The organism is Tunturiibacter gelidiferens (genome assembly GCF_013410115.1).
Taxonomy (GTDB): Bacteria; Acidobacteriota; Terriglobia; order Terriglobales; family Acidobacteriaceae; genus Edaphobacter; species Edaphobacter gelidiferens.
Window position 1 is genome coordinate 1,014,181 of record NZ_JACCCV010000001.1, and the last position, 14,823, is coordinate 1,029,003.

General features: G+C 54.4%; 12 protein-coding genes. 11 read left to right on the forward strand and 1 reads right to left on the reverse strand.

Going from position 1 to position 14,823, the window contains the following annotated elements:
- Position 1: 1 nt before the first annotated feature.
- From HDF12_RS04445 to HDF12_RS04455, 3 genes are all read left to right on the forward strand, one after another.
- Positions 2-478, forward strand: a complete 477-nt coding sequence (locus tag HDF12_RS04445) for a VOC family protein (RefSeq protein ID WP_179581400.1) — start codon at positions 2-4, stop codon at positions 476-478.
- A gap of 180 nt (positions 479-658) precedes the next feature.
- Positions 659-1,720, forward strand: a complete 1,062-nt coding sequence (locus tag HDF12_RS04450) for a cobalamin-independent methionine synthase II family protein (protein ID WP_179581401.1) — start codon at positions 659-661, stop codon at positions 1,718-1,720.
- Positions 1,721-2,035: 315 nt separating this feature from the next.
- Positions 2,036-2,545 carry a DUF4142 domain-containing protein gene (locus HDF12_RS04455; RefSeq protein WP_179581402.1) on the forward strand — a complete coding sequence of 170 codons (510 nt, stop codon included), beginning with the start codon at positions 2,036-2,038 and terminating at the stop codon, positions 2,543-2,545.
- Positions 2,546-2,991: 446 nt separating this feature from the next.
- Here HDF12_RS04455 and HDF12_RS04460 read toward each other — a convergent pair whose 3' ends face one another.
- Positions 2,992-5,583 (reverse strand): beta-glucosidase, encoded by a 2,592-nt coding sequence (locus HDF12_RS04460; protein ID WP_179581403.1) that lies wholly within the window; start codon positions 5,581-5,583, stop codon positions 2,992-2,994.
- A 539-nt stretch (positions 5,584-6,122) separates the two neighbouring features.
- Here HDF12_RS04460 and HDF12_RS04465 point away from each other — a divergent pair.
- From HDF12_RS04465 to HDF12_RS04500, 8 genes are all read left to right on the forward strand, one after another.
- Positions 6,123-6,491 carry a hypothetical protein gene (locus HDF12_RS04465; RefSeq protein WP_179581404.1) on the forward strand — a complete coding sequence of 123 codons (369 nt, stop codon included), beginning with the start codon at positions 6,123-6,125 and terminating at the stop codon, positions 6,489-6,491.
- Between the two features lie 83 nt (positions 6,492-6,574).
- Positions 6,575-8,215, forward strand: coding sequence for an arylsulfatase (locus tag HDF12_RS04470; protein ID WP_218892296.1), 1,641 nt, complete (start codon positions 6,575-6,577; stop codon positions 8,213-8,215).
- 54 nt (positions 8,216-8,269) lie between these two features.
- Positions 8,270-8,782 (forward strand): DUF4136 domain-containing protein, encoded by a 513-nt coding sequence (locus tag HDF12_RS04475; RefSeq protein WP_179581405.1) that lies wholly within the window; start codon positions 8,270-8,272, stop codon positions 8,780-8,782.
- Between the two features lie 330 nt (positions 8,783-9,112).
- Positions 9,113-9,733 carry a hypothetical protein gene (locus tag HDF12_RS04480; protein ID WP_246373617.1) on the forward strand — a complete coding sequence of 207 codons (621 nt, stop codon included), beginning with the start codon at positions 9,113-9,115 and terminating at the stop codon, positions 9,731-9,733.
- A gap of 139 nt (positions 9,734-9,872) precedes the next feature.
- The gene (locus HDF12_RS04485) at positions 9,873-11,990 is read left to right on the forward strand and encodes a patatin-like phospholipase family protein (RefSeq protein ID WP_257025346.1); all 2,118 of its coding nucleotides are present in this window, start codon (positions 9,873-9,875) and stop codon (positions 11,988-11,990) included.
- A 68-nt stretch (positions 11,991-12,058) separates the two neighbouring features.
- A complete protein-coding gene (locus tag HDF12_RS04490) occupies positions 12,059-12,616 on the forward strand; it encodes a hypothetical protein (RefSeq protein WP_179581408.1) in 558 nt (185 codons plus the stop codon).
- 125 nt (positions 12,617-12,741) lie between these two features.
- Positions 12,742-13,332, forward strand: a complete 591-nt coding sequence (locus tag HDF12_RS04495) for a YceI family protein (RefSeq protein ID WP_179581409.1) — start codon at positions 12,742-12,744, stop codon at positions 13,330-13,332.
- Between the two features lie 69 nt (positions 13,333-13,401).
- Complete coding sequence (locus HDF12_RS04500; RefSeq protein WP_179581410.1) at positions 13,402-14,805, forward strand: DUF3300 domain-containing protein; 1,404 nt, start codon at positions 13,402-13,404, stop codon at positions 14,803-14,805.
- Positions 14,806-14,823: the final 18 nt, after the last annotated feature.

Consider the following 14,823-nt stretch of genomic DNA (forward strand, 5'->3'; position numbering starts at 1 on the left):
GATGCTCCCAGGTTCGGCGCTACATCTTCATCACGTAGGTTATGTAGTCAAAACTATAGATTCAATCGCTAAGACCTACGTCGATCGTTACGGATACGAACTGTCGACCCCAGTCATCCACGACCCTCTTCAAACTGCCTTTGTGCAATTTCTAAAGCTCGCAGGCGACCAGACATTTCTTGAGTTCGTATCTCCGGATAGTCCCGAAAGCAAGCTTGTCAGCGCCTCGAAGCGTGGCGGTCTGAATCATCTCTGCTTCACTGCCGACAATCTCGAACAGACTATAGTGCAGCTGGAAGAAAGCGGTATGCGCCTCATCTCTGAGCCTAAACCCGGCAGAGCATTTGGAGGGCGCCGGATCTGCTGGCTGGTCGGCGAAGATCCCCTGCCGATTGAACTGGTGGAAAAACTCTCTGAGAATGACTTATGCGTCCCACTAGCGCCCGTAGATCACGAAGTCAACTCCTTTGAGTCATAAGGATTCCACCTTCAGTTAGTACATCGAACCTGCACCAAATCGAACAAATACCTCTGGTACCCATTCATAGACTCCCATCGCACGAGTGGGCATTCGCTTCACGCGCGAACACCGCTTCCGAATCGAAATCAATCTTTTGGTGGAGAGTCTTAACCCTCACTCCACGAGTACCATCATCCGATGATTCCGACCGAACCAATTGGCAGCATCCCTCGTCCTCCTCAACTGATCGAAGCGCTAACGTTGCATCATGCCGACAAAATCACCCGTGACTCTCTGGACAGCGCCTACGATGAGGCACTTCGAGACACCATCGATCGCCTCGAGCAGACCGGGTCGCCGGTCCTGACCGATGGCGAACAAACCAAGCCCAGCTTCGCCACTTACCCTCTCATCGGTCTCTCAAATCTCGCGTCCGATGGAGTCATCATCCCGTTCGCCGATGGCCACCAACGCCAGCTGCCTCGACTTACCTCCGGCCCCTTTCGTTACGGCACTCATGCCAAAAATTTTCTCAAGGCCGCGCGCACCTATACCAATCGCCCAATCAAGCAGGCTGTTATCTCCGCCTCTGCGCTCAGCCTCCTCTATCCGTCAGCAGAGATTCCCGGCTACTCCCGAGAGTCCTTCCTCGCGGATCTAATCGACGAGGCCGAAGCTGATATTCGCGGGGCTCTCTCCGCAGGGGCAGCATCCGTACAGATCGACTTCACCGAGGGCCGGCTCTCCCTCAAGCTCGATCCCTCCGGCAACCTTCTGCGCAGCTTCGTCGACCTGAACAATCAGGTCTTGCAACGCTTCACTGCTGACGAACGTCAGAAAATCGGTGTGCATGTCTGTCCCGGCGGAGACCACGATTCGACCCACAGCGCAGACGTTGACTACGCCGGACTGCTACCAGATCTATTCAAGCTCAATGTCGGCCGTTTCTATCTTCAGATGGCCAGCGAACCGGACAAACCGCGCATCCTAAGGCTCGTAGGCGACTTGGCAGGGCCTCAGCATCTTGTCTTCATAGGCGTCATCGACCCAATCAATCCAGCCATCGAAACTGCAGCCCAGGTCCGCGACCGCATCCTCGAAGCAGCATCCTTCCTACCCATCGAGCAACTTGGAACCACCGACGACTGTGGCTTTGCACCATTCGCTGACGACACCTCGACCGCCCGAGACACTGCATTTCAAAAAATCCGAGCCAGAGTAGAAGGAACAGAGCTAGCCAGCAGGCAGTTGGGCCACTAGCCACCGCCCCATGAAAGCGCCGCCGTACGAACCACCGCGGTGGCCCCTACATCAAATGAAACCAGTGCCTCGGGTGCTCTATTCATGCGGCCATCGCATGAGTGGGCCTTCGCGCCACGAGCGAACGTTTTTCTTCCCCGCAATCGATCATCATCCGCACCATCTTCCACGCCGAAGAAGTATCTAAAAAGAGTTTTTTGCGCCCTACGAAAACTGCTACGCCTAACCATGTCTTCGTAATACAACGCGAAACGAAAAAACTGCCTCTCACGCCCTGAACGAAACTTCGCGGCCAAGCCGCAACTCGGAGAGTCAATGAAAAAATCTACGCAATGGATGTGCTGCGCGATGCTCGGCATCGCCGCCACACTCCTACCAGCCAAAGCAAAAGCAGTGACGGACGACGACAAGAAGTTTCTCGCGACGGCAGCGCAATCCGACCAGAACGAGATAGCCCTCAGCCAGTTGGCAGAACAGAAAGCCACCAATCCCGCAGTGAAGGCGTTTGCCGACAAGATGGTCAAAGAACACACGCAGATGACCGAAAGCATGAAGCCCTTCGCAGACTCCTGGGGCCTCGCAGCTCCAACCGGCCCCGACCCCGACCACCAGAAAGAACTGGATAAACTCAACGGTCTCTCCGGCAATGACTTCGACAAGGAGTACATGGACCAGATGGTGACGGATCACTCGAAAGCCCTGAGTGCCTTCACCACCGAAGCCAAGGACACCAAAGATGTAAAGTTCAGAACCGCAGTCATCAAAGGCAAGACCGCCGTCGCAGCCCATAAGAACATGGCCTACGACCTCAAAAAGAAGCTGTAACGGCGCAATTGCATCGCGCTCTATGACTCAAAAAATGAAGCTGGGTGCCCATCCTTCGCGTCTCTTGCGAAGGGTGGGACGCAGTCCGCCTGAACGGGTATGCGCGACTGATCAACACTTCGCCGCCACCGCATCAGGTCCACCCGCTCCCTAATAACTCGTGGCCTCAAGGAGGGCATGGACCCGCCGTCCCTCACATTCCCGAAACGGGAACCCAAAAAATAAATCCCAAAACTCTGCCACATTTTTCTCAGCCAAAAAACTGACTGCTAAAACACCACGCCAGCCACGCAAAACACCACAACTACACCACCAAAACACCACGTCAAAACACCCACTTTTCGCAAAATCCCCAAGAAAACACCACGAACTCACGCGCCAAAAAAATACCCAGGCCGCCAATCAAAATTTGGCGGCCCGGGCCTGTCCATCGGTTTGGTGATCCGTCAATTCCCGCTGGACTTCAAGGTAACCCCCGTCTTCAACGGCAGCGATTCAACCGAATCGCCAACGGAGATCGTGAATCGATTAGAGCCGATCGCCCATCGCTTGGCCGCGACGTCATAGTAGGAAAACGATCTTGCCTCCAACGGAATCTCTACATGTTTCGTCTCGCCCGGCGACAGCTCTACCCGCAGAAACCCCTTCAATTCATGCTCCGGGCGCGGCACCTTCGGGTGGTCCTCTGTTACATAGAGCTGCGCAACTTCAGCACCTTTGCGACTACCCGTGTTCGTCACATCGAAGCTGGCAACGCCTTTCACCTCGCCGCCACTGTCGTTCTGATCGACCTTCAGATTCGCAAACTTGAAGGTAGTGTAGGAGAGACCGTATCCAAACGGAAACAGCGGCTTGACCTTATTCTTCTCGTACCCACGGTATCCAACGAAGATGCCTTCTTTGTAGTCGACCCGCTTTGAGTCGCCCTCAGGATAGTAACTAGCGAAGGTTGGATTGTCCTCCGCTTTGCGCTCGAAGGTGGCGGGCAGATGTCCCGACGGGTTAACATCGCCGAACAAAATCTCCGCCAATGCCTGTCCAGCCTGCTGCCCCGCGTACCATGTCTCCAATACTGCGGGCACGCGATCGATCCATTGCGTCGAATCCACGTTCCCACCCGATGTAATCGCGACGACAACCTTCGGATTCGCCGCAACCATCTCGCGGATCAGTTCAGTCTGCCCATACGGCAACGAGAACGTTCTGTCGCCACCCTCGCCTTCGCTCTCTTCCTCAAAGCCAGCTTCCACCAATACAACATCGGCTTTCGCGGCAAGCTGCACAGCCTGTGAATTGACCACCTTGTCTTCAGGTACGATTCCCAGCACCACGTGGCCTCCGATGGGAGTCTTTTGCCACTCTTCGACGACTATCTTGTGAGGCCCCGCCGCAAGCTCGAGCGTCAGGTGCGGCTGAAACGCACGCACAATCTTCCAGTTGTCGATCACGAGCTTGTCGTCGACATACACCCGATTGCCTGAGCCCTCCCCGGAGTCCTCCAATGCGAAGATGTATTTGGTGGATGTCGCGGCGTTATAAAAGCCGGTGAGTCGGTGAGAAACTTCAGCTGGGGGCGAGTTGAACAGCATTTCTATCACCGCATCCACATTTGCGATGACATCCTTGATGGTGAGTCCTTCGAGGACCGCATGGCGCGTGACTGTCTTTGAAGCCGGAACTCCGGAGAGGTCCAGGTTATTGAAGCTCTCAAGCGTCAACCCGGCCTTACCGTTCTTGGCATCCGTAGTAAACTCCGTCGCCGACGCCAGATGCGACAATGTCGGAACGCCCCTGTCATACAGCACGGTCGTCGCTGCGCCCACCTCGTTGGAGATGCCCTCAAGCGCGCTCACCATATGGAACGGAACTACGCCGGCGCTTCCTCCGCCCACCGGAACGCCCGGATAGGCGTCTGGTCCGACTACCAGAATCGTCTTAACCGCCGACTTATCGAGCGGCAACAAGTTACCCACGTTCTTCAGCAACACCGTCCCCTCGCGAGCTGAATCGAGGGCAACTTCCCTGTTCTTTGCATCAACGAAAGAGATCGACGTGTCGTGCTGATCACGATTCAGCCAGCCATAAGAAGCAGCCGTCTCTAGAATATGACGCACCTTCTCGTCGATCGTCGCCTCGGGCACCTTGCCGCCCTGAATAGCCGGCCCAAGGTTCCCGTTGTTCATGAACTTCCCGCCCGGCTCCTCAATATCGAGCCCACCGTTCGCCGCGCCGATCGCATCGTAGGTCGCATCCCAGTCCGACATCAGCACACCCTTGAAGCCCCACTCGTTGCGCAGGATGTCGATATTGAAGTAACCGTTCTGGGTCGCATGTTGTCCGTTGATCAGATTGTAAGAGTCCATCACCGAGCTCACATGCCCCTGCTTTACCGCTGCCTCGAAGGCAGGCAGATAGATCTCGCGCAGTGTTCGCTCGTCGATCTCGGAGTCTGAGTCGTGCCGCAGAAACTCACTATTGTTGCCCAGATAATGCTTGACCGTGGCACTGACGCCCTGCTCCTGCATTCCGATAATGTAGCCAACTGCAATCTGCCCCGAAAGGAACGGATCCTCGCCGAAGTACTCGAAGTTACGTCCGTTTCGTGGCGACCGGTAGATATTAACCCCAGGCCCAAGCATGAAGTGGACTCCACGTGCCCGGGCGTCGCGACCTATTCCCGCGCCCACCCGTGCCGCCAGTGCAGGATCCCACGAAGCCGCCATGTTAATCCCGGCTCCGTAGGTCGTCGAGGGAAACCCTGAGTTTGACCTCGTTCCGTATGGACCATCTGACATATCGAGAGCAGGAATCCCAAGCGACGGAACGGCCCGCACACCAAAGCCTGTTCCTCCGATGTAGTCCAGCTTTTGCTGAAGCGTCATCTGCTTCACCAACCTATCCACCTTCTGTTGTTCGGCAGCGTCTAGTGAATGCGGGGCTTGGGCGGGGACTGGGATGGACGAGATCGCAAAAGCCGCACTCAGGGCCAGCACCGTTAGGAGCGAAGATTTGAAGGGGTGGCAAAGCTTTGAACGCATGAAAGTGTGTCCCTCGTAGTTCAAAAATTGTAAACGCACCGTCCTGGCTCTTGTCGGCGATAGCCATCTTTATCTCCAACTAGCCACGCAGAGGAGAGTCGGCCCACGGATGAAAATCACTCTTCAGAGAACAGGAAACCCAAGATAATCCCCAAACCCTGTCACATCTTGCCAGAAATTAAAAGCTGCCCAGGACGAGGCGGCTCGATAGATCGCCCAGGAGATCTACACGTCGAGCTCGCTCCGAATCGTGCCGCCATACCCACCATACCCGCTGCCAACGGCGCAATCGAGCCAATTTGGTAACCGAAGGGAGTCGACGACTTAATATTCAAATCCCTGAGAAAAACCCTCACGGAGATATGGTCGGCAAGGTCCCTTACCTGCGGCTGCTGCCGCGATCGGGCTTAATCCCAGCCTCCGACTCTTCGGAGTCTCCTCCGACAGGTCGGAGCAAAGGCGTCGTAAGGCAGATTGTCACGCCAGGCCGACACTTCGATAAACCCATATCTTGGAACGACTAAGCTTTCGAAAACAATTTGATTCTGGTTGGTCTACAGATTGCTTCTGCTAGCGGCATGTTCCAAATCAGCTTGAGAATGATGGCTCGACCCAACCGTTCGCTCGAAGCGATCGAGGCGCTTCGGTCTATCAGGATTGCGGCCCGAATGGACCGCGGATTTATTGAAGGGCGCATTTACCAGGAAGCTGGTAATCCGGACGCGATCTGCTTTGAACAGGATTGGTCAAGTGAACCGGAGTTGAAATCGCACATTCGTTCGAGCTGCTTTACGGACCTCCTGATGCTCATGGAGACCTCTCCTGTAGCGCCGATACTTGAGATCCATTCAGTGATCGACCTTTTCGGCATGAAATACATCGAGGCGATACGTTATTCCGAAAGGTGATGCGTACCACACATCCACTGCAAGTTCAGACCAAGTTCAACGGCCAACACTTTTGAATTGAGCAAGCCATAGAAGAGGACAAAATGAGTTTCAAAGCGCACTACAAAAAGTTGACGCCGGCACTTTTAGCCTTTCTGATGTTGCTAATTTATGTGACACGGGTATCGCAAGCGCAGCCCGCACAAACAAAAAAACCAAACATCGTCGTCATCATGACAGACGACGTTGGGATCTGGAATATCAGCGCGTACCATCGTGGCATGATGGGCGGCAGCACGCCCAATATTGACCGAATCGCCAAAGAAGGGGCACTGTTCACCGACTACTATGCGCAGCAATCATGCACGGCCGGGCGCGCCGCGTTCATTACCGGCCAGACGCCGTTTCGGACCGGCTTGTTGATGGTAGGTTTGCCCGGCGCGAAGCAGGGCCTGCAGGACAAAGACCCAACAATCGCGGAGCTACTCAAACCCGAAGGCTACGCGACGGCACAGATCGGCAAAAACCACCTTGGCGACCGCAACGAATACTTGCCTACCGTGCATGGTTTCGATGAATTCTATGGAATCCTCTATCACTTGAACGCGATGGAGGAGCCGTACGCGTACGACTATCCAAAGATGGCCAATTTCAAGGAACGTTTTGGCCCGCGGAACGTTATCTCTTCCACGGCCACCAGTGTGGCCGATTCGACCACGGACCCGCGCTGGGGAACGGTGGGAAAGCAGAAGATCGTAGATGAAGGTCCATTGCCGCCGCATCCAAATATGGACCCGAAAGCAACAACGAACATGGAGGATATCGAACCTGTACTCGTCAAGCATTCGACGGACTTCATGGAGCGCTCCGTAAAAGCTGGAAAACCTTTCTTTCTCTGGCATAACTCCACGCGTATGCACGTCTGGACGCACCTCTCTCCGAAATGGCAGGACAAGAGCGGCTTTGGCCTTTACGCGGATGGGATGATGGAGCTGGACTGGGAAGTAGGCGAACTACTCAAGAAGATTGACGACCTCGGCATCGCCGATAACACGATTGTGTTGTTCACGAGTGACAACGGCCCCGAAATCTTTACCTGGCCCGATGGCGGCAATCAGCCTTTCCGGGGGGAGAAGGGCGTCACCTACGAGGGTGGATTCCGCGTGCCCATGCTGGTGAAATGGCCCGGCGTCATCAAGCCCAATACGATCGTCAACGACATCATGTCGATGGAAGACTGGCTACCGACGCTGGTTGCTGCTGCCGGAGATCCAGACATGAAAGATAAGCTCCTGAAAGGTGTGAAGGTTGGCGACAAGACCTTCAAGACTCATCTTGATGGCTACAACTTCATACCCTACTTCAAGGGAGAAGTCACCACAGGACCGCGTCACGAATTCTTCTACTTCAGCAACACTGCAGACCTGATGGCGATGCGCTACGACCAGTGGAAAGTTAGTTTCAAAACGATCAAGGGCAATCTTTTCACCGGAGAGGCACAGAGCACCCAGGCTCCTATCGTAACTAATTTGCGGCAAGACCCGTGGGAACGTTACCAGGATGAGTCGATGAATTACGGGAAATGGTGGGGCGACAAGCTGTGGACGATGGTGCCAGCAACGGTGATTGTGTCCCAGTTCCTCGAGACGTTCAAGGAATATCCACCCAGTCAAAAGAGCGGTGGGCTCACGGTGACCCAATTCCTTGAAGCGGTCCAAAATGGAGCCTCGGGTGCCGGCAAGTAGAATTTTCGGTCGTCGGCGAAGATGATGAATTTCTGAAGATGTGAGAGGAAGAAGATGATGAAAACTAAATTCGCATTATGCACGATGATACTGTGTTCGGCTTCGATGGTTGCCGTCGGACAAACCGTCTCAGTCAACTACAACCAGAACCAGAGTTTCTCGCAGTTTCACACGTATGCCTGGGCTTCGGAGAACGCCAACAAAGTCCAAAATTCAATATTGGCGCAAGTAGCGGTACAGGATATCGACGCCGCATTGCAAGGCAAGGGTCTTCAAAAAGTAGAAGAGTCTCAGAACCCTGACCTCGTCGTCACTGCCAACGGCGGCATGAAGGAACAGACCAGCTATACCGCGATGGGCATGCGCGGATTTGGAGGTGGCATGGGCACCATCACACCACAGCAAAATGTCATAGGGACGTTGATCGTAGATCTATACGACGCTAAAGGTAAAAGTCTGCTCTGGCGGGGAATTGCGCAAAACACCCTAAACAACAATGGCAATAAGAACCAGCAGTTGGTTCAGAAGGCCGTGACGAAGATGTTCAAACAGTGGCCAAAGAGCTAATCAGTGCCGAGAGATAGCTCTTAGCCTTGGGTCTATAGCATTTTTGATAGTTCCCACTCCTCGGAAACAAGCTGAGAATTAGCAATAGTCAGGTGTCCAGGCGGCAACTGTCTGGATCTGTACGGCGTCGTTCGGAGCCGTTCTGTCTCGCAGAGCGGGTGGTAGGCGCGCGCCCTTGTCGCTCCACAAAGGTCAATCGCAGGATAGGTCAACGAGGAGCTTACTATGCACAAGTCAAACCACCAAATCCTCAGGAACGCGCAGTTGGCGGCGGTAGCCACAATCACCCTATTCTGTTCGATTTCTCAGGTCCTCGCTCAGAAACCTGAGATGCAAGAAAAGCTGGCCGAGATCAAGCAGTCTTCCGCTGCGAACAAGCTAGCACTTGCGCGTTATAGCTGGATGGAACAGCAGACGATCAGCCTAAAAGGTGAAGTCAAGAAGACACAGCAGTTTCAGGTGCGCATAGGTCCGGACGGGCAGCAGCAAAAGATCGAGTTGAATCCACAGGCGGCGCCTCAGCCCAGCGGGGGACGGTTTAAGCAACGTGTCGTTGCAAAGAAGACTGAAGAGTTTCAGGTGTATGGGCAGCAAATCGCCGCTCTCGGAAAGCAATATTCGCAGCTTGATCTGCAGGCGCTCGATCAGGCCTATCAGCGAGGTGACATCTCGATGCAACCCAATGGCGCTGACGGAACGATAATCCTGAGCGTCAAGAACTACCTCAAGCCCGGTGACTCTCTGACGCTCGTCTTCGACCGGCAGCAGAAGGCGATTCGGGCGGTACAGGTGGCCAGTTATCTCACTGATCCGAGCGACGCCGTGACCATTGCTGTCCAATTTGCCAAATTGCCCGATGGCACCAACCACGTTTCAACCAATCAGGTGAACGGAGTTAGCAAGAAGTTGGGAGTAATGATTCAGAACTCTACTTATCAGCCCATAGGTTGAACACGGCACAACATAACGCACCAGGTGTTTCAGAAAGGTAGCCATGCACACCCTAGCCAAGAGATCATTGCTCCTGCTCAGCGCTCTGGCGGCGAGTAGTTGCTGCTGTTCTCAAGAGCTTCCTAAGCAGGATAAGACAATGCGTCCCAAGCTCGGCTTGGTCCTTGAAGGGGGTGGTGCTCTAGGACTTGCTCACATCGGCGTCATTACCTGGATGGAAGAGCACCGCATTCCCGTCAGCTATGTAGCCGGAACCAGCATGGGCGGCCTGGTTGGCGGAATCTATGCAACCGGGCGCTCCCCGGCTGAAGTCAGAGAACTCATCAACGGGATCGATTGGGATCAGGTACTAAGTGGGGCAACTCCATTTAGTGATCTAGCTTTCCGTCGCAAACAAGATGCTCATGAAGTGCCGGGTTCCCTTGAGTTTGGTTTGCGTAAGGGCTTGCAATTTCCTGCGGGCTTCAACACCGGTCAGGAGGTCGATCTGATTCTCGACCGAGTAGCTCTCCCTTATTCAGAACTCGCAAGCTTTAATGATCTGCCAATTCCGTTCGCCTGCGTTGCAACGGACTTAGTCTCTGGTAAACCGCATGTCTTCCGCGACGGCCCGTTGTCGCTGGCGATGAGGGCGACGATGTCGCTACCGGGAATCTTCTCACCCGTCCGATCTGGAGATCATCTTTATGCCGATGGCGGCTTGCTCAACAACATCCCGATAGACGTCGCCAAGGAGATGGGTGCTGATGTCATCCTCGGGATCCATTTGGAGACAGAACCTCTCAGTCCGAAAGCAACTCTGCCGAGCTACGGGGTGTTGGGTCAGTCCATCTCTGTCATGATTGCGGCCAATGAACTTCGTTCGATGGAGCAAGCCGATCTACTCGTAACCGTTCCGCTCCAGAAATACACTGCTCTCGATTACGACAAAGCCGATGCCATCATCAAAGCAGGATACGACGCAGCTGCAGCCAAGGCTTCGGTTCTAGCGGCGTATTCGGTAAGCCAGGCGGAGTGGGAACAATATATTGCAAATCGAAACGCGCGGCGTAAGAGTGTACCCATCCCGACCTTTATTCAGGTCACCGGCACATCCTCTCTCGATATGGAGAAAGGTATGGAGAAGCAGCTGTCCGGGCTGGTGGGGACGCCAATCGACTCAAGAAAACTCGACCAGGACATGATGTCGATCGTGGGAGAGGGACGCTTCACCACCTCCACCTATTCGATGGTTGAGAAGGATGGTCAACAGGGACTGCAGATTCAAACCGAGCAAAAGGCATACGCGCCGCCCATCGTCCGGCCACTCATCTTGATTGACGGCTCAGACTACAACAACGTGCTGTTCAGCATTGGAGCCAGAGTTACCTTTCTTGACTTTGGGAGCTATCGGTCCGAGCTGCGCAACGATGTCATTGTAGGGTCTCAGTACTTGCTGCAAAGTGAGTACTACCATCCTTTTACCCCAGCTAGCAATTGGTTTATAGCGCCCAGAGTGGGAGCGAACAGCCAGCAACTGAATGTCTACTCCGGCAACACCTTACAGGCAAGCTACCGTCTGCGGGAGGTTCTCGGCGGTATAGACACCGGCTATGCCTTTGGACGTACAGGTGAATTCCGACTGGGATACGAAGGGGGCTTTCAACAGATCTCTCCGGAGATCGGCAAAATTCTAACGCTACCTACAACCTCCGGAGCGACTGGAGATGTCAGGATTCAATACCAGCTAACAACGCTGGATCAACCTGTTATTCCGCGCTCAGGCGTCAGTCTTCTGGCCTATACGAAAGGGTATACGGTCAATCCCGCGGCACCGGGGCCCTTCCCGGTTACCGAGATCCAGGCCCAGGACTTCTTCCGATTGAGCGCACCTTCCTCGATATTTGTCACCTTGAATGGCGGCAGCAGTTATGGCTATAAGACAGGAGTGCCGGCGTTCTCTCTGGGTGGGTCGCAACGTCTCGTGGCCTGGAGCACCAATGAGCTGCTTACGAATCAATATTTTCTGGGGCAGATTGGCTATATTCGCGAGTTGATCAAATTGCCACCGCTGCTAGGCAGCACAGTCGACTTCCTCGGAGTGTTGGAATTAGGAAAGACCTACAAGCTTCCCAACGGACCTAGTCCTCCGAATCTGCCGATGGATGTTGCCGCTGGGGTACTGGTAAACACAATATTTGGGCCCGTCTTGGTCGCCGGTTCGGTCGGCGACTACGGTCATGCAAGGTTCTACTTTCGCATAGGACGAGTTTTCTGAACGTTTCAACGGGGCCACGGAACTTATGGAAGGCTCGTCCGCAGCCAATTATGACCAGGAGGAATCAGTTGAGTACAGAGCATCCGGCTACAAAACCCGGACTCAAGCAGAAGGCCAAGCACGAGCTTGTCGACTTCGCGTGGATAGCCTTTTATCTTGCCTTTTTCTTCTGTGCGCTCGTAACGTACACCATGCTCGTGCTGAGGAACTATGACGTTAGCGATAGCTCCATGAACTACACCTTTGCCCTGGTCAATGCTCTGGTCATCGGCAAAGTCATTCTCATCGGAGAGATGGCAAGACTCGGCAGGGGAGCCGAATCTAGACCGCTTTATCAGGGTGCCCTCTATAAGGCGATTGTCTACAGTCTGCTGGTTCTCGCCTTCCACTTTCTTGAGGAATTCATTCGACGCATCATTCAAGGCAAACCTTTCGGAACTGTCTGGCACAACATCCACTCAGAAGAGCTCATCGCACGAAGCATCGTCGTCTTCTGTGCGTTCTTACCTCTATTCGCTTTCAGAGAACTCCGACGCGTGCTGGGAGAGCAAAAGCTCTATGCACTATTTTTCAAATCCCGAGTCGAGAAAGTCAATGGCTCTTCATCCGGCGAGGGAGCGCAATAGATGGTTGGTTTCTTGCAAAATCCTGATGACAGTTGATGCTCAATCGAGCGCATAATTGTCACACTCTGCTGCGCATCCCGCGACGAAAACTTACACCCGCATGTCACCTGAAAGGAAGTTCAGCTATGAAGACAAAATATCTGGCACTCCTCGGCATCTTCGCCGCCTCGCTCGCTCCGCTTAGTCTGGCACAAGTCCCGGTTTTCAAAGTCACGCCGCAACAGAGCACAGTCAAGTTCTATGTGAAGTCTTCGGTCGCTCTAGCAGGCGACTTCAAAAAATGGAATGCGTCCCTCACTTTTACATCGACCGATGTCACGTCGGGGTCCTTGGATATCGAGATTCAGGCCGCAACCGTGGATAGCGGAAGCGGCATGAAGGACGACAAGCTCAAAAGCAAAGACTTCTTCGACGTCGACCAAAATCCTTTGATCACGTTCAAGTCAACGAAGATTGTTCAGACCGGTCCAACGACGTTTGACGTACCAGGGACCTTCACCATACGCGGTGTCTCCAAGCCCGAAACCTTAAGCCTGACCGTCAGCGGCGTCGGGACAGGCTCTGGTGATATCAAGGGAACGATGGCCTTCGACCGCAAGGAGTTTGGGATGAACAGCGGAATTCCATTCATCAAAATCGCCGATCGTGTCGAGGTCAATGTCGACATCTTCGCAAAGCGCGTTAGCGGTCCTCCAGTCACCATGAAGAAGTTCTAGCTGCACATCAACGCTGATCCATTGGCGAATCAAGAGAAGGCGCGACGCTTTTCTCGGACGGAGAACAAAATGATCAAAGCTTTCTTCAAACAGCTTCTGGCAATGACACTCTCTCTTCTGCTTATCTTCCCGGTGATACCGCGCGAAGCTGCAGGCCAGCAGCCGGCACCGGCGGGGTATTCGGGACAGGGCGCGCCTCTCTCTGCGGACGAACTGCAACAGTTAGTTGCGCCCATCGCACTGTATCCGGACGCCCTGGTTGCCCAGATCATGGGGGCCGCCACATTTCCGGACCAGATCGCTGCCGCAGCTTTATGGGTTCAGCAAAATAAGAACCTCGTCGGCTCAGCTCTGGCAAAAGCGGTCGATGCACAGCCGTGGGATCCCAGCGTGAAGGCACTCACGCAGTTCCCATCGGTGCTCGACAATCTTGCGAAGAACCTCAGCTGGACCTCGTCGTTAGGAGAGGCCTACCATACACAGCCCGCTGACATCATGTCTGCTGTTCAAGTTCTGCGAGCCAAAGCAAAGGCTGCCGGAAATTTGAAATCGGGGTCACAGATTACCGTGGTACAACAAGCGCCTCAAGTGATCGTCATTCAGCCCACCAATCCGCAAGTGGTCTACCTGCCGACGTATAACCCCACTGTGGTCTACGGGACACCATATGTGACACCGGGATACAGTACCGCAGCGGTGGTGACTACTGCGGTCCTTGCGTTCGGAATTGGTATCGCAGTTGGCGCAGCGATTAACAACAGCTGGGGTTACAGCTACTGGAACTGTAACTGGCACGGTGGAACGGTTGTCTATCACAGCAGTGGCTACTACGGAAACAGCGCATGGCATGGCGGGTACTATGGCTCCAGCGCGACCGCTTATGGGCCAAACGGAGTCGCAAGAGCGGGTACTGCGTACAATCCTTCGACTGGCACGTATGCTCGAGGTGCGTCTACCACCACAGCCTACGGCACGCAGAAGGTTGGCCAGGCATACAACCCGAACACGGGAGCATACGCCGCCACCCATCAAGCCTCGAACGCCTATGGGAGCTATGGCAGCTCAGTTGTTTCCAAGAACGGCAATACTGCCTACACGCAACACCAAACCACTGCGAATGGCTCGGTGGGATCGGTACAGACCTCCGCAGGCGGCAAAGGTGTCGCCGCGTCGGGCGCATATGGTAACAATGCGGCTGCGGGACAAGCCGCAAATGGCAATAAGTACGCGACGGCGAACGGGAACGTCTATAAGAACACGGGAAGCGGCTGGAATCAGACACAAGGCACCCCCCATAACAGTTCGAGCTACTCAGGAGCTAACTCCGCTGCTTCTAAGGGCTATGGAGAACAGCAAAAGAGCGGCGGATCGTCTGCCTTTGGAGGAGGCAGTAGCGGATGGCAATCCCGACAGGAGAGCGCTCGCGGCTCAGCTAGCCGCGGCGGTGGTGGCGGCTGGGGAGGTCGAAGATGACATCAACAACGCGGGCCG

What these genes read in the sequence shown, in the direction of transcription:
- HDF12_RS04475 (WP_179581405.1), top strand. Translation starts at nt 8,270, where the DNA reads ATGATGAAAACTAAATTCGCATTATGCACGATGATACTGTGTTCGGCT.
- HDF12_RS04500 (WP_179581410.1), top strand. Translation starts at nt 13,402, where the DNA reads ATGATCAAAGCTTTCTTCAAACAGCTTCTGGCAATGACACTCTCTCTT.
- HDF12_RS04450 (WP_179581401.1), top strand. Translation starts at nt 659, where the DNA reads ATGATTCCGACCGAACCAATTGGCAGCATCCCTCGTCCTCCTCAACTG.
- HDF12_RS04445 (WP_179581400.1), top strand. Translation starts at nt 2, where the DNA reads ATGCTCCCAGGTTCGGCGCTACATCTTCATCACGTAGGTTATGTAGTC.
- HDF12_RS04480 (WP_246373617.1), top strand. Translation starts at nt 9,113, where the DNA reads ATGCAAGAAAAGCTGGCCGAGATCAAGCAGTCTTCCGCTGCGAACAAG.
- HDF12_RS04455 (WP_179581402.1), top strand. Translation starts at nt 2,036, where the DNA reads ATGAAAAAATCTACGCAATGGATGTGCTGCGCGATGCTCGGCATCGCC.
- HDF12_RS04485 (WP_257025346.1), top strand. Translation starts at nt 9,873, where the DNA reads ATGCGTCCCAAGCTCGGCTTGGTCCTTGAAGGGGGTGGTGCTCTAGGA.
- HDF12_RS04460 (WP_179581403.1), bottom strand. Translation starts at nt 5,583, where the DNA reads ATGCGTTCAAAGCTTTGCCACCCCTTCAAATCTTCGCTCCTAACGGTG.
- HDF12_RS04470 (WP_218892296.1), top strand. Translation starts at nt 6,575, where the DNA reads ATGAGTTTCAAAGCGCACTACAAAAAGTTGACGCCGGCACTTTTAGCC.
- HDF12_RS04495 (WP_179581409.1), top strand. Translation starts at nt 12,742, where the DNA reads ATGAAGACAAAATATCTGGCACTCCTCGGCATCTTCGCCGCCTCGCTC.